The following is a 19263-nucleotide window of genomic DNA, read 5'->3' on the forward strand; positions in this document are numbered from 1 at the left end:
CTTTCAGACCATGAGAAAAACATATTATTTCCTTTTCCTGCTGCTGGTTATTGTAAGCACGGTTAAGGCACAAACCAGACAAACACCTCCGGAGCCAGGACCTGCTCCCAAAATAGAGCTTGGCAAATATGAATCGTTTACCCTCAAAAACGGGCTGAAAGTGTATGTGGTGGAGAACCATAAAGTACCGGTGGTTTCCTTATCGCTGGTGCTGGACCGAGACCCGATTTTAGAAGGCGACAAAGCAGGTTATGTATCAGCGGCCGGGCAAATGATGCGCACCGGCACCAAGAGCCGTAGCAAAGATCAGCTCGATGAAGCAGTAGACTTTATCGGAGCGGAGCTTTCGTTTACCTCCACCGGCTTTAGCGCCTCCTCTCTTACCAAGCACCTGCCCACCCTGCTCGACCTTTCAGCCGATGCCCTTCTGAACCCTGATTTTAAACAGGAGGAGTTGGATAAGGTTAAAAAGCAAATGCTGGCCAGCCTGGCACAGGATAAAGAAAACCCAGATGCTATTGCCCGCAAAGTGCGCCAGGTGCTGCTGTTTGGCAAAAACCATCCTTATGGCGAGCAAATGACGGAAAAGAGCGTAGAAAGCATTACGCTGGCAGATATACAGAACTATTACAACAGCTACTTTAAACCCAACATCGGCTACCTCGCTGTGGTAGGCGATGTAAAAGCAAAGGATGTAAAAAAACTCCTAAAGAAATCTGCGTTTAAAAACTGGAAGAAAGGCGAGGTACAGCAATTTACTTATGAACTGCCTCAGAAGCCAGCTCAGACTGAAGTCGTGATTGTAGATCGACCCAGTGCCGTGCAAACTTCACTGGCGCTGGCCAACCCTGCCGAGCTAAAACCAGGCAGCCCCGAATCTATTCCGACCCAACTCATGAACAACATTTTGGGTGGCACCAGCACCGCCAGGCTCTTTATGAACCTCCGCGAAAAGCACGGCTACACCTACGGTGCCTACTCCTCCATATCATCAGACAAGCTGCTAGGATATTTTGCAGCCTCTGGCAACGTGCGTAATGCCGTTACCGATAGCGCGGTAGTAGAATTTATAAACGAGCTCAGCAGAGTGCGCAACGAGCAGGTTAGCGAGCAGGAGCTTAAAGACGCTAAGGCCTATATGACCGGCAGCTTTGCCCGCGGCCTCGAGAACCCTAACACAGTTGCCTTTTATGCTATTAACACCGCCCGCTACAATCTCCCAGAAGACTATTATCCCAACTACCTCAAAAGAGTAGAGGCTGTAACAGTGGCCGATGTGCAGCGCATGGCACAGAAATACATAACACCTGACCAACTCTATATTATAGCAGTAGGAAACGCCAGCGATATTGCCTCCAAACTCGAGCCCTTCGACAAAGGAGGCGGCCGGAGCTACTATAACAGCTCCGGCGACAAAGTGGAGCGCAGCACGGCCGCCTCATTGCCTTCAGGCCTTACAGCCGAAGTTGTACTTGCCAATTACGTACAGGCACTGGGAGGCAAGGCTAACCTCGACAAGGTAAAAGATGTGTCGATAAAAAGCAGCGCCACCATGCAGGGGGCTCAACTGGAGTTTGTGCAGCAGCAAAAGTCGCCCGATAAATATTATGTTGCCATTCTGATGAACAGCAACCCTATGCAAAAGGTGACTATTAACGGCAGCAAAGGCAAAATGGAAGCGCCCGCCCAAGGTATTAGCCAGGAAATACCTGCCGATCAGTTAAACACACAGCTCCTCGAGGCAGCCATTTTCGGGGTGCTGCTCTACGACAAGCTGGGTGTAAAAACCGAACTGAAGGGCATGGAAGATGTAGATGGCAAAGCCGCGTATGCGGTGGAGGCAAAGCAGCCAAATGGCCAGCGCACCACCAACTACTTCGATAAAGAATCAGGTTTGCTGATAAAGACGATTAACAGTATGCAGTCGCCTCAGGGTATTATTACCCAAACCAGGAATTATAAAAATTACAAAGAAGTAAACGGAATCAAGTTTCCGCATACCGTCGAAACCAGCTTCGGCCCTCAGGTCATTAAAACGGAGGTGCAGTCGGTGGAGGTAAATAAAGGGATTTCAGAAGATGTGTTTAAGCTTTAGATAGATATTAGCTCTGAGACGCTATAAATTAGATTTTAGATTACTGTATTTCATTAATTAAAACTTAACAAGGGCACCAATCATAAAGGATTGGTGCCCTTGTTTTTATATGTGGATAACCTGGAGTTAAAATGACTGCAAAAGCTCTGGAAGGCCGTTTTCATTAGAATAATTCCCCCTTTATGCACCTAAGCCCACTTGGAGCTAAGGGTTAATGTCAACTTTTTAGAAAGCAAGAGGCAAATAGTAGGCACTAACAGATTTTGTATCTTTTGTTTCCCTAAAACAATTCTCCCTGCACTGCCTGCACAAACTTTTTGGGAGATTTTATGTGCAGTTTACAAACGGTATTCAGCTTTTCGATCAGGTACATGGCCAGGTCTGGTGCAACGGTATTGTCGGGTTCGTGCACAAAGAAGTAAAGCTGCTGCAGCCCAGCCTCCAGCCAATGCTGCAGGCGTTCCACCCAGGCATCTATACGGCTGTAGTCGGTGGGGTGAAGGCCATTGCCTACAAACCGAACCATGGCAACCGGGGTAGTTAAGCGCATGTGCAGCATATCGCGGCGACCGGCCACATCGGTTAGCACCGTGCTTACACGGTATTTCTCCAGCACCTCGTACAGTTCCTGCGCTGCTGCCTGGCTTTTAAACCAGTCGGGGTGGCGTAACTCCACCGCCAGTGGCACCGACTCTGGCACAAACTGCACAAGTGCCTCCAGATCGGAGAGCTGCCTGGGTCCAAACAAGGGAGGAAGCTGCAGGAAAGAAGCCCCCAGCTTCTCTTCCAGACCTGCTATGGCTTCGCAGAAGGTGGCTGTAAGGTCCTGCGTGCGCCGCAACTGTGCTTCGTGACTGATGAGCTGCGGAAATTTGGGGCAGAACCTAAAGCCTTGCGGCACGGTATGGCGCCAGCGATCTATGGTGTCGGGGCTGGGAATATGGTAGTGGGTACTGTTAAGCTCGATGGTATTGAACTGCTTGCCATACCAATGCAAGGAGTCTTTCTCGCGCATGCTGGCAGGGTAAATCTGACCGGCCCAGGCTTTGTTTACCCATACCGGCAAGCCTATAAAAATAGCTGGTGCTCCAGTGCCACTTGTGGCGTTGTGCTGTAAGGTGGCAATGGTATCTGGATGGTCTGGTGGCAGGCTAAAATCTACTTTGCTGATGTCGGCTAATTTCCCAAAATCCATAGTCTAATTATTTTACAATTTATACGTTTCTGAACCCGCTTTTGGCGCTGCTATTTTCTGTCTTTAAGAGAAAAAACCAATGTACTTATTCAACAATAAATTGACGTTTCAAAAATTTAACTAACAAATTCGAAAATTATTTTTTATAAATATTTCAATATATATTTAAACAACAATACCTCCAAAATACGTTAAAAATAGTGTTTTTCGCAAATTTTGACCTATAGCAATTTTAATTAAAAGACTGTATCCCCCTACAGCTGGGGCGGCACGATCGTTTAAAAGGCTTGTTTTAAACATTTTTGTTTATCTTTGCCACTTCACCAACTATTAAATGAGATGATTTTTAATAGAACAAACTGTTTTTTCTTCTTTATTACTATCATATTTATCGGCTTTAGCAATCCTTCTTTTTCACAAAAAGCCACCAAATCTCAGACTGGAATTGCTTCCTGGTACGGCAGTAAATACCACGGCAGAAAGACCAGCAGCGGCGAGCGCTACAACAGGTTCGAAATGACTGCCGCTCACAAAAAACTCCCATTCGGAACCAAGGTAAAAGTAACCAACCTGGACAACAACAAATCTGTTATTGTGCGGATAAATGACCGGGGCCCTTTTGTAGGCGAGCGCATTATTGATGTATCGGAGGCTGCGGCCAAGGCATTAGAAATTAGAGGTGCCGGTTTAGGAGAGGTTAAAGTAGAGGTTCTGGGCACACCAGGAGCTGAGATGGCAAGCCTCGACGAAACTGAGCTGGAACAAGACGATGAGGTATTCACTATTGAAGCTGGCTCGTTTTTGAAGCCTCAGTTCGCCATCGCGTTTTCTGAAAAACTGAAGGCGTTTGACAAGCACTTGTCTATTGAACTCAGCGAAGAGCAATTTAATGGCATGACGATTCACCGGATAAAGGCGGGCCGTTTTGAGAATAAACAACAAGCAGAAGCTTTTAATGACCTGCTCGCCGAAGAAGGCCTGCATGGTGTGGTAGCCGAAGCTTAATAAAAATACTGAAGCCAGAGCGCCTTTCTATAACTTTATCAGCGCACTGGCTTCTACCATTGCCCCATTAAGATTACTCCTTTTACAACCTGATACAGCCGTTTAGAGCACCTGATTTTTACTAGCTCCAGGATCGGCTCCTTCTCTCTCCGGAACATGCACTTGTTTCAGGCAATTTCTTGCCAGTCAAGCAGCCCCTGTTCTGCTCAACTGGCAGCAAAAAGGCTGCTCTTCCTCCTGCTATATTCCTTCCACTCATTACCAGCCCATTCCCCTTACTTTTAAGATTAAGGCAGAAAACTTTTCTATTCTACAGCAAACCAACCCATTACCTCCCAACAGCTAAAAACTGGCAAGATTAATGTTGTAACTATAAAGTAAATTTACGGTTGCTGGAGCTGTTACCAGTTTAGTGCTGCCGCATTGCCAACCTCTCCGGCAAACCAAACACTAAATAAGCGTTTGCTGCTGTTGGCTACTATGCTTATAGTGGCAAAATAGCTCCAGAGAATTTGCCAAGCAACAGAAGCTAATGCTCTGAGACTATGGCAAAAGCGACTTTTAAAAATTTTGTTGCTTCAGCCAAAATTATTGGCCGTTTAACGTACCCTGTTTGCCCACATCGCGTATTAGTAAACTTTGCTGTTAAAGCTGAAAAGTATCTGACAAGGCGTATGTAGTGGAGGGGCTGCTACGGGCAATCAGCAGTAACGGCAGTGCTGGTGTATGAAGTAAAACGATTTAAAGAACTTTTAAGGTGCAACAGTTAGAAATAGTTAAGATATCAGATAACCAGACCAAAATTCTGAGGCATATACTAGGGGAGAGAATTTATTTCTTTTACTCAGACAAGCTGCAGGTAGAAGGCGAAAATGGCCATTTTCTTTTCTGGGCTAATGGTTTTGCTATTGCGCTCTCCACTACCAATAATGGTCTGGAAAACTTCAGGACCTATGTCAACATTAGTGCCGATTACAGGCTCTCTAACCGCGATGCCGCCACATATTATGAGTTCGACATTAATGTCAGCAGTGCTCCGCTCTGGCAGGAAGGCTCTTTACAGTTTGGCAAATTGTCGAGCCTGCGCATTTTCTCCGACCCAATTTTAATGATAGAGGTTTACCAGGATTTTAATGAGGGCAATGAAAAAATTGCGATGCACGATTGTGCACTGGTTTTCTACTCCCAGACCCGCAAAATTCTGGTGCGTGCCCGCCCCGAGGTAATAGGAGGTGTAGATGTAGTGCTCGACGAGCCGTATATCGAAACCCTTACCCGAAATCTAAAATTAAGAACGACCATTGTTTAGATAGTTCTTGCCTGGCGCTTTATCAGCAGGAGCATAAACCTACACAATCAAAGGTTTGGCTCACACATATGTCTAAACCTCTACCATATGCCCTAAGCGCAAATCAGCTAAAAATAGCTCCGGAAGGCAGTTTTTATTAGAAGAATCTGTCTTCCTGACGTCAGGAGCTGCTTACACTTATAGTCCACAGGCTTGCTGCAGTGGTTACAGCTGCCCGGCAAAAGCAGTTATAAGCTTTGCCAGATCAGGAATGCACTCCAGATTCAGCGTGTGCCCACTGTGCGGCAGTACCTCTAGCTGAGCGCCTGGTATGGCCATACACATAGCTTCTCCGGCCTCTACGGTACACAAAGCGTCCTCCTGGCCATGCACCAGGAGCACAGGCACTCTTATTTTTTTCAGCTCAGATAAATAATCAGTACTTGCTTTTATTGTCGCAACTTGCTGGAGCAGGCTCTCTGTGGTAAGGCTTCTGGAGGCTTTACTGCTTTTAAGGTGATCGAGGCTAACTAGAAAGGGTTTAGTGAAATAACTTCTTCCGAGCACAAAGGGCAGCATAGCCTCGAGCAGGAGAGGTGGTCCGCCTGCCAATAGCATTTCCTGCCAGCTGTTTAGCACTGCCTCAAAATAAGCATCTTTCTGTGCGAAGCTGGAGATCAGCACGCCAGCCTGCACCTGCTCCGGATGGTTTACTAGCAAGTGCTGGGCCACAGCTCCCCCCATTGAGATGCCCACCACAATTGGCTGCGGCAGCTCAAGGCTTTGAAGTAGCTCGGCTACATCGGCGGCGTGTGCCGCTAAGGTACGCAGTTCAGGCACCGTGTCTGATTTTCCCTGGTTCACAAAGTCCAGCAACAGTAGCCGAAATGTTTTACCTAAGGCAAACACGACTCCTGCCCAGGCTGCAGTAGATTGAGAAAACCCGTTCAATAAAACAAGCGATTGCGGGGCCTTTAAATTGCCGTGCAGTTCGTAATGCAGTTCGGCACCATCAGGTAAGCGGTATTTCATTTATATAGGACGAAGGTAATTTAACATCAGGCAAGCCCTTGGGTACAATGATAATGTTGATGCCCTACTCATCCCAAGGCCTGTATAAGGTCAAAAAGGCTCTGGAAGGTCATTTTCATTAGAAGAATTTGATTCTAAAGAGGTGGTGTTAGCAGCTAAAGAATTGCCAGTTTAAGGTTTTAAAGGCAACGAGCACTACTTTGCCTGCACATTATTTTTATGCAGGCGCTCTGTCCTGAACTTATACATTAAGTCAAACTCAAATTCAGGGTTAAGCGCCTGCATGGCAAAGCCATTCTATTTCTTTAGAAAATTGATATTAGAACTTCTTTGCCTAAACCAGCCGTTCGGTTTTAAGTTTTGCAGAACTAGAATGTTACGCTGGGAGCCAGAATTTTAAACTCAGTGCGGCGGTTTTCCTGGTGTTCCTCTTCAGAACATTTTACGCCATCCACACAGCGGTTCAAAATCATAGACTCGCCGTAACCTTTCGCTACAATCCTGCTGCTCGGTATACCTTTCGATACAATGTAATTTACGGCTGCCTTGGCTCTGGCCTCAGATAAAGTTTGGTTGTAGCGGGCACTTTGGCGGCTGTCGGTGTGCGAACTAAGCTCAATCCTGATATGTGGGTTTTCCTGCAGCGTTCTAACCAGCTTATCGAGTTCGCGGGCAGCATCGGGCCTGATCTCAGATTTGTTCAGGTCGTAATAAATGTTTTTGAGGAGAATCGGCTTATCTGGCGTGTCTCTGTTAAAGTCTACTTCCAGGTTTAAAGTATCGGTTTGGGCATTACACTCCATCATCATGGTAACGGCATGTGTCAGGTAGCCGCCCTTGCTCCCTCTAAGGGTATACTGCACTCCTCCCATTACCTTAAAGAAGAAGCGTCCTCTTGCATCGGTTGCCACTTGCTCAAAATTTCCTGTCTCTTCGTTCAGCAGCTGCACGAGGGCATTTTCTACAGGCATCTGCACACGCTGCCGTGTTTTTTCGTCCTGTACCGTTTCTGCCACCACGCCTTGTATGTTACACGGGATAGAGATATAGCTAAAGGCAAAGAGGTTGTCAGTGGTATTAGCCTGCAGTCGATCAGAAGAAAGAAGCCCAGCTTTACCGGTACTGTCTACCATTATTCCGAAGTCATCTGTAAACGAGTTGATAGGATGTGCCATGTTCTCGGCACGTAGCCACCTGGTATGCACGCCTTCCGCCTTAAAAATATCGAGGCCACCCATTCCTATGTGTCCGTCTGACGAGAAATAGAAGGTGCCATCGGCACCAATGGCAGGAAAACTTTCGCGACCGGCAGTGTTGATGGCACTGCCGGCATTTGTTGGCTTACCCCAGCTGCCGTTCTCCTGCCGCTCACAATAATATATGTCTGTAGCTCCTGCTCCTCCCGGCATATCAGATACAAAGTACAGGTACCTGCCATCTGGAGTTACAGCCGGGTGTCCCACAGAATAAGCATCAGGCCTATTGTACCGGAAAGGCTTAATATTTTCCCAGGCTCCATTCTTTAGTTCAGCGGTGTAAATCTCTAACCTATTTGTTTCAAGATTAGCATTGCTGGTAAACCAGCTCGTAGGATCTGCATTGCCTTTGCGCCTGGCTTTCTTTTTAGCGGCAACCCTGGTAAAGTAAAGGGTGTTTTCCTGTTCCAGAAAAGCAGCAGGTCCGTTATGAAAGCCTGTATTAATTGGGGCCGGCAACGCTACAGGAGTGCCATAGGTAGAGTCGGAGAGGGCAGGTGCAAAGTAAAGGTGTGTATAGCCATTCCCTGTCCAGCCAGATCTGCCAGCCTGTTGTTTTGTTGATGTGGTATCGCCTGCTAAACGGTCTGATGCGAAAATGATACCGCCCTTAACCTGTATGGGGCTAAAGTCAGAGCTTTTTGAATTTATGCCGATCGCCTTCTTAAACTCGTAAGGTCTCGCATTATTTTGCCATGCCATGGCAGAGTCGCAGGAAGCAATTAACCGCGTGGCTAGTTCTCGTTTGTCTTTGGCTTTGCTGCCGTAGTTTCTGTAAAGGTCTTTTGCTTTTTCTAAATTGCCATTATACTTGGCAGCATTCGCGTAGTGCAGCAAGTTTACAGGGTCGGCATCCGGAAAGTTAACTACCTGCGCATACCAGAATTCGGCCTCGCGGTTGTTGTTCATGAACCGGTAACTGTCGGCTATGCGCTGCACCACCGGCAGGCTTGGTTCCCCGGCAGCCAGTACATTTTTATAAGCTGCTACGGCTAATGTATACTCATATTTATCGAAATGCCTGTTTGCCTGCTTCAGTGCATTTTGCGCCGCCGCAGGCATGGTTCCGGCTATAAATATTGTGAGCAGTAGTAATTTTAGTAGCGATATAATCTTCATTTTTTACGGCAAGTATAATTCTAGAAGAAGCGTGGCGAAAGCGTACGTGTATCCTGCTTTTTGAAGAATGTGTATCCTATTGATACCTCGTGGCTAGGGTATTCCCTCAGGTCGTTGAGCGTGATGTCGTACGAGTAGCCTAGTCGGAGGCTTGGCGTCAGGAACAGTTGCGCAATAAGGGCAAAGGCATTTCTTTTTTGAAGGTGATAATCTTCCGGCATCCTGTTGAACAAGGGTACAGCTGTTCTGTACGACCCACCGAACCAGAACCGGTCATACACCATTAAAAAAGCATTCAGGTCAGCCTTAGCCGGCGCTTTAAAATCTTCCTGAAGCAAAATACTTGGCTTAAACCGGATAACAGAACTCAGGTCGAACACATAGCCTGTCGAGAGGAAATATTGCCTTGCCGGGGTACTAATCAGGGGGTTATTCCCATTAAAAGGGATCAGGTTGGCGGCAGAGAAACCGGCATAGAACCGTTCTGTGTTAAAAAACACACCGCCTCTTATATCTGGCAGCAGCTCCGACTCGCGGCCTGTCGGAATAGCGGCGTCCGGCACAAGCGTGCTGCCAGGGCGAAGCTTGGTACCATCGAGTGTGTATTGGGCAAATCCACCGGCAAACCCTACCGCAATTCTGGAGGTTTCGCTAAGGTTAAGCCGTACAGAGGCATTGCCGTAAGCACTTAGCTGTGTCTGCACCCCTATTTCATCGTTCAGGGCACTGAAGCCAAGCCCCAGTCTTCCGTTTCTGGTGAGACCATCTATGCTAAGCACCTGCGAAGTAGGCGACCCTTCCAGCCCCGACCACTGGCTACGGTGCGTTGCATTCATGTTGAGCAACTCCTTACTACCTGTATAGGCCGGGTTGATAACCATTTCGTTGAATATATACTGCGTGTACTGAGGTGCCTGCTGGGCATAAAGCACCGGGGACAGCAGCACGCCATAAAAAATCAGTATGTGTTTAATTATCCTTGTCATTTCTTGTTCACTCCTTATTATCTCATAATCATCACAAACCCTTTAAACACCTGATCGCTGCCATCGCACTGCTTTACCCGCGCTACGTAGTAGTAAGTTCCTTCACTCAGGTTGTCGCCGGTCCAGTCGTTTTTGTAGTTAGTGCTTCGGTACACTTCGTTGCCCCAGCGGTTTATGATAGAAACCTCGCTATTCGGATAGTTGCCCAGGTTCTTTATAACCCAGGTATCGTTATTCCCATCGTTGTTAGGAGAGAAAACGTTAGGGAACACCAGCTCATTAGCGATAAGGTCGAGGTTTGGTGTAAGCGAAACAGGTTCGCTGAGGCAGGTACCATTGTCTACCACCACGGTTATGGCTCCTACACTGTTACCTGCCGGCGTTACTCTAATGCGTGTAGTTCCCTGCCCGGAGATAACCGACCAACCTGAAGGCACAGTCCAGTTATAGGTTAGGGCTCCTGCCACTGGAGCTACTTCATAGATCAAGCCCTCGCACATGTTGCTTAAATCATTGATAGCCTCTACAGCAGGAACCTGCACCGTCCTAACCTCCATAGAGGAGCTCAGACTGGTACCACAGCTATTTTTTGCTACAACCGAAATTAACCCTGATCCACTGCCTGCTACTACGGTAACCTGGGTAGTGCCCTGGCCTGCTGTAATAGACCAGCCGGCTGGCAGAGTCCAGGTATAAGAAGTTGCTCTACTCGCACTTCCCACCGAATAAGTCAGACTGCGGCCCACACATATTTCGGTTTCTCCGGTAAGCATGCCAGGGGCAGTAGGAACGCCAGCTACCGGCACTACAGGCATGGTGCTGGCGGCACTGGTACCGCATGGGTTTCCGGCGGTAACCGAAACTGTACCCTGAGCGTTTCCTACCCGCACCCGAATGCTGTTCGTTTGCTGCCCCGCCAGTATGGCCCAGCCGTTTGGCACAGTCCAGTTATAAGTTAGGGCACCCGCTACTGCCGGTATAGTATAAACCACATCGGTGCGGCCCACGCAAGGTTCCCTGTCACCAGTTATGGCCTGTGGCATTTCCGGCCTTGGTTGTGCATTAACAGCCAAGGTGCTCGCAGCACTTGTACCGCAGCTATTACCGGCAGTTACAGTTATTTCACCTGCCGTTGTTCCTGCTGTTACTTCAATGTCTGTACTGCCCTGGCCTGCCGTAATAACCCAGCCAGCAGGGAGCTCCCAGGTATAAGTGGTTGCACCCGGTACTGGCTCTATGCTGATAATGGTATTGACCGTGCCTGCGCAAAGTGGTCCGCTGCTTGTAATGGTTCCCGGTGTGGCCGGTATACCTGGTAGTAGTGTGACTGCCAGCGATCTGCTGTTAACACTGGCAAAGCAGGCATTTGCCGCTCTAGCAGTTACAGCACCTGGTTCTTTTCCTGTTTTAACAGTTATGCTAGCTGTTCCTTCTCCTTCGGTAATTATCCAATCCTCTGGCAGTGTCCAGTTATAGCTTAGGCCGGCCACCTCTGTTACAGAGTAAACAATTCCATCTGCATCAGGGCAAACTGTGGCTGGTCCGGCAATTACGCTTGGCAGAGCAGGCGTAATAAGTGGTCTTACCTCCAGCGTACGTGATTCTCCCGGACAGTTACCTGCGCCTCTTGGCACTACCGTGAGGGTACGGATTGTTGTGTTGGCAGGAACCGTGTAGGTAATGGAGCTTGTAGTAGAGGCTGCTACGGCAGCCCAACCTGGCAGTGTCCAGAGGTAAGAAGTAGCACCTTCTACTGGCTCTATAGTAAAGATTACCGTTCCGCCGGCACAATATGGCCCGCTTGCCGTAATCTCGCCTGGTTGGCCTGGTACTACCAGTGGTGTTACAGCACGCGTTCTGGCATTGCTGGTGCAACCTGTTTCGTTTGTTGCTGTTACTGATACTGTTCCTTCTCCTGATCCTACTGTTACTGTAATGGTGTTTGTGGTAGAAGCTCCTTCCCAGCCTTCAGGTAATTGCCAATTGTAAGTCATACCTGCCACAGCCGTTACACTAAAGGTTACCCGGTTGCCAATACATAATAAAGCATTCTGCAAAATGGTAATACCATCAGGTAGCCCCGGAAGCAGAACAGGCGTAACATTCAGGTTACTGGCTGCACTGAGGCAACCGCCTGCCCCTACTGCTCTCACAGAAAGTGTTCTGGCTGTTGTATTATTCGGAACGGTAACTGTAATGCTTGTTGTGTTAGATGCTGCTACTGCCGTCCAGCCGGTTGGCAGAGCCCAGGCATAGGAGGCTGCTCCCTCTACTGGCTCTATGCTAAAGGTTACCTGGCGTGTGGCACAGAATGGAGCACTCGCTGTGATGGTTCCCGGTGTTGCCGGTGTAGCTGGGTTCACATCTAACGTACTGGCCGAACTGGTACAGCCACCGGTGTTTACTGATACTACCGATACGGTACCTGGCGTTGCCCCAACAGTTACAGTTATAGTTCTGGTGGTAGAGGTACCGGTCCAGCCCTCAGGGAGTGTCCATCTGAAAGTTACGCCTGTTATAGCTGGTACTTTTAAGGTAATTTGGCTACCGACGCACAGCGAACTACTTGCTGTAATAGCTCCCGGGGTAGTTGGAGCCGCAGCCAAGGTAGCGCTTAGCGTGCGGGCAGTGCCTGTACACCCTTCAGCATTAGAGGCCGTTACTGATATTGCACCTCCGGCAGTGCCAACCACAGCTGTTATAGAAGCTGCACCATTAGCAGATGTAATACTCCAGGTTGCCGGAACAGACCAGTTATATTTCAGGCCTGAAACAGCCGGCACGCTTAATGTTACCTCACGACCTGCGCAGAAGGTGCCGCTTGCCGTAATATTGCTTGGCTGCGCAGGCCCTGCCACCGGAGTAACTGGCAATGTGGTTGGTGGACTCGGGCACCCTCCCGCACTTGCTGTAACAGAAACTGTTCCTGAGGTGGCCCCAACTGTTACGGTAATGCTATTTGTGGTAGAAGAACCACTCCAGCCAGAAGGCAATATCCAGTTATAAGCAGATACTCCTGCTCGGTTTTCCACGCGAAAGGTTACCTGATTTCCCACGCAAAGCGAACCAGTAGCGGAGATAGCACCTGGCATGGCAGGAGCAACCGATGGGTTAACATCCAACGATCTTGCCGGACTGGTACAGCCACCTGCATTAACAGCTATTACAGAGACTACTCCTGCCGTAGTTCCTATGGTTACGGTAATGGTATTTGTAGTTGAGCTTCCTGTCCAGCCATCCGGAAGCGACCAGTTATATTCTAGTCCTGAGACAGCTGGTATGCTAAAGGTCACCTGCTGCCCTACGCAAAGCGGCGCATTGGCTGTAATAGCACCAGGTTGTAAAGGCGCCGCTATGAGAGTTGCAGATAAGGTTCGGGGTGTGCTAATACAACCGGTTGCATTACTGGCTGATACAGATACCATGCCTCCTGTTGCGCCTACTGTAACTAAAATAGTATTTGTAGAGGAGGAACCAACCCAGCCATCTGGTAACATCCAATTATAACTCATGCCTGCTACTGCTGGTACACTAAGGGTTATCTCCCTTCCATAGCAGAAGGCACCGCTTGCAGAGATGGCCCCTGGCTGAGCAGGCAGTGTAACTGGAGTAACATTTAAGGTGCTGGCGGCACTGGCACAGGCTCCCTCATTTCCGGTACCGGCCGTTACGGCTATTGCTCCTGCCGCTGTTCCCACTCTGGCCGTTATGCTGGTAGTGCCCTGGCCAGCGGTGATGGTCCAGCCGCTTGGTACAGCCCACGTATAATAAGAGGCACCAGAAACGGTGGCGACACTGTAAGTAACCAGCTGCCCCACACATTGCGACCCATTGGCAATAATGCCCCCTGGCTGAGTCGGTATCACAAAAGGAGACACATTCAAGGTTCTGATGCTGCCTGTGCAGCCAGAAGCATTGGCGGCCTGCACGGTGATCGCACCGCCTGCCGTGCCCACCGTGACACTAACGGAGGAGGTGCCCTGTGGCGAGTCGATCGTCCAGCCGGCGGGCACGGTCCAGGCGTAGCTCATGCCGGCCACGGCGGGAACGCTCAGCGTCACCTGCCGCCCCACGCAGAAGGCGCCGCTAACAGAAATGGTACCCGGCTGGGCTGGCAGCGCATTTGGAGTAACATTTAAGGTGCTGGCAGCACTGGCACAGGCTCCCTCATTTCCGGTACCGGCCGTTACGGCTATTGCTCCTGCCGCTGCTCCTACTCTGGCTGTGATAGTGCCTGTGCCCTGTCCGGCGGTAATAGTCCAACCGCTTGGCACCACCCAAGTATAATAAGTGGCTCCTGGCACGCCCGGGACGCTAAAGCTTACCAGCTGCCCCACGCACAGCGCTCCGTTGGCTGTAATGGCTCCCGGCTGCGCAGGCGTTACGAAAGGTGTGGCATTTAAGGTGCTGGTACTGCCTGTGCAGCCAGAGGCGTTGGCGGCCTGCACGGTGATCGCACCGCCTGTCGTGCCCACCGTGACACTAACGGAGGAGGTGCCCTGTGGCGAGTCGATCGTCCAGCCGGCGGGCACGGTCCAGGCGTAGCTCATGCCGGCCACGGCGGGAACGCTCAGCGTCACCTGCCGCCCCACGCAGAAGGCGCCGCTAACAGAAATGGTACCCGGCTGGGCTGGCAGCGCATTTGGAGTAACATTTAAGGTGCTGGCTGCACTAATGCAATTACCTAACCTGCTACTCACCGATACGGTGCCACCTGTTGCACCAACGGTTACAGCAATGGTTCTGCCTGTAGAAGCACCAATCCAACCTTCTGGTAGCGACCAGACATAAGAACTGGCATTTGGTACAGCTGCTACACTAAGTACCAGCTGCTGCCCTACGCAAAAAGCACCATCAGCTGTTATGGCACCAGGTTCTGCTGGAGTAGGGGCAACTTCTATTACATTACTGGGAGCAGTTAAGCCATTACAGGTGTTCGTTGCCGTAACACTAACATTTCCTGTTCCTGTAACTAATGTTATAGAAGCGGCATCCTGTGATACAAGCGACCAGCTTACAGGATAATTCCATCGGTAGTCTAAGCCTGCCTGCGGTGCTGTAATTCTGAAAACTACTTCTGAGCCAGCGCATAAACTTCCTTCGCTTACAAGAACTGGCACGGCAGGAGGTATATTATCTGAAATGGTGATGGCATTGCTACCCTCACTTGGGCAACCTCCTGTTGCTCCTGGCAGGGCCAAGGCTGTTATAGTTCCTACTCCAACAGTTAATCTGACAGAAGCGGCATCCTGCGAAATTAAAGCCCAATCGGCCGGATAATTCCATTTATAAGTTACGCCCGCTTCTGAATTTAGCACGCGGAATGTAACCTCTGAGCCAGCACACAGGCCGCCTTGGCTGCCAATTACAGGTGCGGCAAGTTGTCCTTCTCCAGGTACTATAGCCAAGGCATTGCTGGCATTACTTTGTAAGCCACAGCCATTAATAGCTTTAGCTGTAATGGCACCTGCACCAACCACCAATCTGATAGAGGAAGCACTTTCTGAGAGAATCGCCCAGTTAGATGGATAACTCCATTGATATGACATACCTGGCTGAGGATTCTGCACTCTGAATACTACTTCTGAGCCCACACATAAACTCCCCTGATATGTAATGACTGGTGCTCCTGGTTGGGTATTATCTGAAACAATAATAGTATTGCCTGTTTCTCCTGGGGTACCACAGCTGTTAAGGGTAGTAGCTGTAATAAGACCAGTACCTACTCTGAGCTTGATAGATCCACCATCTTCAGACAAGAGAGTCCAACCGGCAGGATAGTTCCACTGGTATGTAGCACCAGCTTCTGGACTTGCCACTCTAAATGTAACTTCAGCGCCTATACAAAGTGTGCCTTCGCTCACAATAAAGGCTGGCACTGGTGCTTCCTCACCGGATACCACAATGGCATTGCTGGCACTGCCAGGTGTATCGCAGCTATTTAGAGCAGTAGCGGTTATGGTACCTGAGCTTATGAGTAGCCTTATGGACGCTTCGTCTTTTGAGAGCAAAGTCCAGTTAGAAGGGTAATTCCATTGGTAGGTTGTACCTGCAACCGGGCTCACAATTCTGAAGGTAACTTCTGAGCCAGCACATAAACCTCCTTCGTTTGTAATAACTGGGGCAGGGGGGAGCTCTTCTGTAACAGAAATTGTATTGCTAACCGCACTTTCGCAGCCTGTAGCACTTCTGGCTCTGGCCGATATTTCGCCTACTCCTATTACAACTCTTATAGATGCGGCACTCTTTGAAACGAAAGACCAGGTAGCCGGATAGCTCCAGTTATACTGCATGCCTGCCACTGGATTCTCTACTCTAAACTCTTTTGTAGTACCAGGACAAAGCTCTCCTTCGCTAAAAATGACTGGTGCTGCCGGTACTTCAGAAACGACCAATGCATTGCTCTCCGGACCTGGCCCACACAGACCTGCTGCTGCGCTGGCTGTAATTTCGCCGGTTGCTACTGTAAGTGTAATGGCAGTGTTGCTTTCGGAGACAAGCACCCAGTTTGATGGGTACTTCCAGACATAAGACTGCCCAGCCTCTGGGTTTGTGATTTGGAATGTTAACTGATTACCTACACACAACGCTCCTTGGTTGCTGATGATGGGCGTAGCAGGGGCTGCCGGTACTGCAATGCTATTGCTTGGCCCTGTTTGGCAGCCAGCACCATTTTCAGCAGTAGCTGTAATCTGGCCTGCACCAGCCACTAAATTAATAGAGGCATTGTCCTGAGAAACAAAAGACCAGGAGGAAGGGTAGCTCCAGCTATATACAATACCTGTTTCTGGGTTCTCTACTCTGAAAACTATTTCGGAGCCTGGGCAAAGCGCACCTTCGTTGGCAATAACAGGTGTGGCTGGTAGGCTCAGTACCACAACAGGTTCACTTGGCTCTCCTATACAGCCTGCCGCATTTACTCCTCTTGCCGTTATTTCTCCTGCCGCAACTCTTACGCTTATACTGGCAGTTGTTTGTGATACTCTGGTCCAGGAGGCGGGGTAATCCCATTGGTAGGTTACACCTGCCACCGGACTCATAATCCGGAAGGTAACTTCTGAACCAGGACAAAGTTCACCATCAATGGACAATGTCGGAGCCGCCGGGCGTTCGGTTACAGTTACCGCATTGCTTGGGGCACTCACACAACCAGCTGCATTTACGGCACGTGCTGCTATGTCGCCTGCACCAGTTACCAGCGTAATAGAAGAAGCTCCTCTCGATACAAAGGTCCAGGAGGCAGGATAATCCCATTGGTAAATAAGGCCAGCCTCCGGGTTACTTACCTGAAAAGTTACCTGATCGCCCGCGCACGGAATACCATCGCTTACAATAACCGGTGCGGCGGCTGGTACGCCAGAAACTAAAATAGGCTCGCCGGGTTCACTTGTACAGTTCATGGCTACTTCTGCTGTTACTGTGGCACGCACTTCGCCGGCACTTAAAGCCAATAGCCTAATAGAAGTGGCATCTGTTCCTAACACCTGCCACCCAGCCGGGTGCACCCATCGGTAAATCATGCCGGTTACGGGTTGAACAATCCGGAAGGTAATTTCTCCGCCTATACATAAATTACCTTCACTTGCAATAACAGCGGCAGGTGGCACAGCCGATACTTCTACTGTTCTGCTCACGCTGGTTTTGTTACAGGCATTTGTGGCTGTAACACTTACAGCACCAGGGCTCGAAGTAATAAATGTAATAGCGGTAGCTGTTTGAGAAATGACTGTCCAGTCGGAGGGGCGGTTCCAGCGGTAGCTGATGCCCGCCTCGGGGTTGCTGAGGCGAAAGGTAATCTGGTTGCCAGTACAAAGGCTACCTTCGCTGGTGATAACAGGTATAACAGGAGTAGCATTAGGACTAACAGAAACATAGCTTCTGGGGGTGGCTCTGTTGCCATTACCGCAGCCGTTGCTACCAAAAACTGTTATTTCTCCGGTGCCGGTACCTACAGTTACTTCTATTGAAGATTGAGCCGGATTAAGTGGAATCCATGTCCACCCTTGGGGCACTACCCAATTGTAAGTGGTGGCTCCCTGTATGGCTGGCACACTAAATCTAATTTTACTGCCCTCGCAAACATAATTCCCAGAGACATTAGTTGAGATAGTACCCGCGACAGGAGGTGTTACACATATTGGCTGCGACACACTGTTGTTGCCGGGGTTACTGTCGGTTCCTTCGCCTGCTGCGGCAATACTTACAGTGGAGGCTCCAGGTATATCCAGCCTGATGGTTACATTAAAGGTTATGAGCTGCTCGCTGTTGAGAGTGCCAATGTTCCAGATATAGTTGTAATTAGGATCATTGTTGATGCCTGGAATGGTCAGTTCGGCAGACACATTTGTTTCCCGGTCCGGGCCTCTGTTCTCGACCACATAGGTGTAGGTGAGTATAGTTCCGTACGGAATAGCTCGGCCAGGCACAATGGGCACGCCATTTTGCGTTATTTGCAACGACACCCGCAAATCAGCGGCATTTGTGTTCAGAAGGGAATTAGCCTGCACTCCCTGCCTTGTTGCAGAAGGAGTAGCACTCTTCACAAGAGCAGACGTGTTGCTTCTGGCGATAATATTTGCCGGTAGTGTTGCCTGCGCAGACGATTTTACTTCACCATCTACTAACCAAAACACATTGGCAGCCGGTGTTCCAGCTATGGTTCTAAGGGAAAATTTTTCGGTTATAATAAGGTCTCCTGTTACCTGAATTACCGTGGCAGCTCCTGTTGCTACTGTAAGTGGCCCATCCAAGTAAGCATTACCGCTAACTTTGTAAGCTCCGGCAGCAAGTGTTGAATTGCCAAGCTTCGGGTTGGATAGGATTTTCTGCCCCGGAATACCTGCTGCCGTATCTGCTTCCTGCACGTGTTCACCCTTTGCTAACGAGTGCTGGATGCGCTCAACCACTGTGATGTTTTGTTCCTTGCTTACAGTTTCTGTTGGTGATATATTATTAATGATAATACCAAAAGCTGCTGCCGTATGTAGCTGACCAGCCAAGGAAGCCAAACAGAAGCCAACTAAATAAAAGATGGCTTGCTTTTTAAAAATTTTCATGTAAAATGGTAAAATTTTTATAATAATCTATACTTTATAGTTGAGATTTAATTGTCTTTGTCTTACTTCTTTCGAAAAGCGGATTGATTAAAGGATACCTTAAAATTCAGAATTGATTACAATATTATGGCAAAATGAGTCGATATGAAAAAAATAATTTTTTATATGGATATCCTTTTTCCAACTAAAATATCTTTTTTTAAGATCTTCCTATAAATACGTAATGAGCGT

General features: G+C 48.9%; 8 protein-coding genes. 3 read left to right on the top strand and 5 right to left on the bottom strand.

What is annotated here, in order from left to right:
- The first annotated feature begins 10 nt into the window (after window positions 1-10).
- The gene (locus ACMA1I_RS21095; protein ID WP_337070461.1) at window positions 11-2095 is read left to right on the top strand and encodes an insulinase family protein; all 2085 of its coding nucleotides are present in this window, start codon (window positions 11-13) and stop codon (window positions 2093-2095) included.
- A gap of 280 nt (window positions 2096-2375) precedes the next feature.
- Here ACMA1I_RS21095 and ACMA1I_RS21100 read toward each other — a convergent pair whose 3' ends face one another.
- On the bottom strand, window positions 2376-3290 hold the full coding sequence (locus tag ACMA1I_RS21100) for a DUF72 domain-containing protein (protein WP_337070462.1): 915 nt from the start codon (window positions 3288-3290) through the stop codon (window positions 2376-2378).
- A 339-nt stretch (window positions 3291-3629) separates the two neighbouring features.
- On the opposite strand from ACMA1I_RS21100, the gene ACMA1I_RS21105 reads away from it, so the two are divergent.
- Window positions 3630-4295, top strand: a complete 666-nt coding sequence (locus ACMA1I_RS21105) for a septal ring lytic transglycosylase RlpA family protein (protein WP_337070463.1) — start codon at window positions 3630-3632, stop codon at window positions 4293-4295.
- A gap of 757 nt (window positions 4296-5052) precedes the next feature.
- Complete coding sequence (locus ACMA1I_RS21110) at window positions 5053-5604, top strand: hypothetical protein (protein ID WP_337070464.1); 552 nt, start codon at window positions 5053-5055, stop codon at window positions 5602-5604.
- A gap of 204 nt (window positions 5605-5808) precedes the next feature.
- Here ACMA1I_RS21110 and ACMA1I_RS21115 read toward each other — a convergent pair whose 3' ends face one another.
- The 4 genes from ACMA1I_RS21115 to ACMA1I_RS21130 all read right to left on the bottom strand — a co-directional run bounded on the left by ACMA1I_RS21115 (window position 5809) and on the right by ACMA1I_RS21130 (window position 19032).
- Window positions 5809-6615: an alpha/beta hydrolase gene (locus ACMA1I_RS21115; RefSeq protein ID WP_337070465.1), complete on the bottom strand. Its 807-nt coding sequence runs from the start codon at window positions 6613-6615 to the stop codon at window positions 5809-5811.
- Window positions 6616-6983: 368 nt separating this feature from the next.
- Window positions 6984-8990, bottom strand: a complete 2007-nt coding sequence (locus tag ACMA1I_RS21120; protein WP_337070466.1) for an OmpA family protein — start codon at window positions 8988-8990, stop codon at window positions 6984-6986.
- Window positions 8991-9010: 20 nt separating this feature from the next.
- Window positions 9011-9976 (bottom strand): type IX secretion system membrane protein PorP/SprF, encoded by a 966-nt coding sequence (locus ACMA1I_RS21125; RefSeq protein ID WP_337070467.1) that lies wholly within the window; start codon window positions 9974-9976, stop codon window positions 9011-9013.
- Window positions 9977-9993: 17 nt separating this feature from the next.
- A complete protein-coding gene (locus tag ACMA1I_RS21130; RefSeq protein ID WP_337070468.1) occupies window positions 9994-19032 on the bottom strand; it encodes a gliding motility-associated C-terminal domain-containing protein in 9039 nt (3012 codons plus the stop codon).
- Window positions 19033-19263: the final 231 nt, after the last annotated feature.

Origin of the sequence: Pontibacter sp. 13R65 (assembly GCF_047525655.1) — a bacterium.
In the GTDB taxonomy this organism is placed as follows: Bacteria; Bacteroidota; Bacteroidia; order Cytophagales; family Hymenobacteraceae; genus Pontibacter.

What these genes read in the sequence shown, in the direction of transcription:
- ACMA1I_RS21100 (WP_337070462.1), bottom strand. Translation starts at nt 3,290, where the DNA reads ATGGATTTTGGGAAATTAGCCGACATCAGCAAAGTAGATTTTAGCCTG.
- ACMA1I_RS21095 (WP_337070461.1), top strand. Translation starts at nt 11, where the DNA reads ATGAGAAAAACATATTATTTCCTTTTCCTGCTGCTGGTTATTGTAAGC.
- ACMA1I_RS21125 (WP_337070467.1), bottom strand. Translation starts at nt 9,976, where the DNA reads ATGACAAGGATAATTAAACACATACTGATTTTTTATGGCGTGCTGCTG.
- ACMA1I_RS21115 (WP_337070465.1), bottom strand. Translation starts at nt 6,615, where the DNA reads ATGAAATACCGCTTACCTGATGGTGCCGAACTGCATTACGAACTGCAC.
- ACMA1I_RS21130 (WP_337070468.1), bottom strand. Translation starts at nt 19,032, where the DNA reads ATGAAAATTTTTAAAAAGCAAGCCATCTTTTATTTAGTTGGCTTCTGT.
- ACMA1I_RS21120 (WP_337070466.1), bottom strand. Translation starts at nt 8,990, where the DNA reads ATGAAGATTATATCGCTACTAAAATTACTACTGCTCACAATATTTATA.
- ACMA1I_RS21105 (WP_337070463.1), top strand. Translation starts at nt 3,630, where the DNA reads ATGATTTTTAATAGAACAAACTGTTTTTTCTTCTTTATTACTATCATA.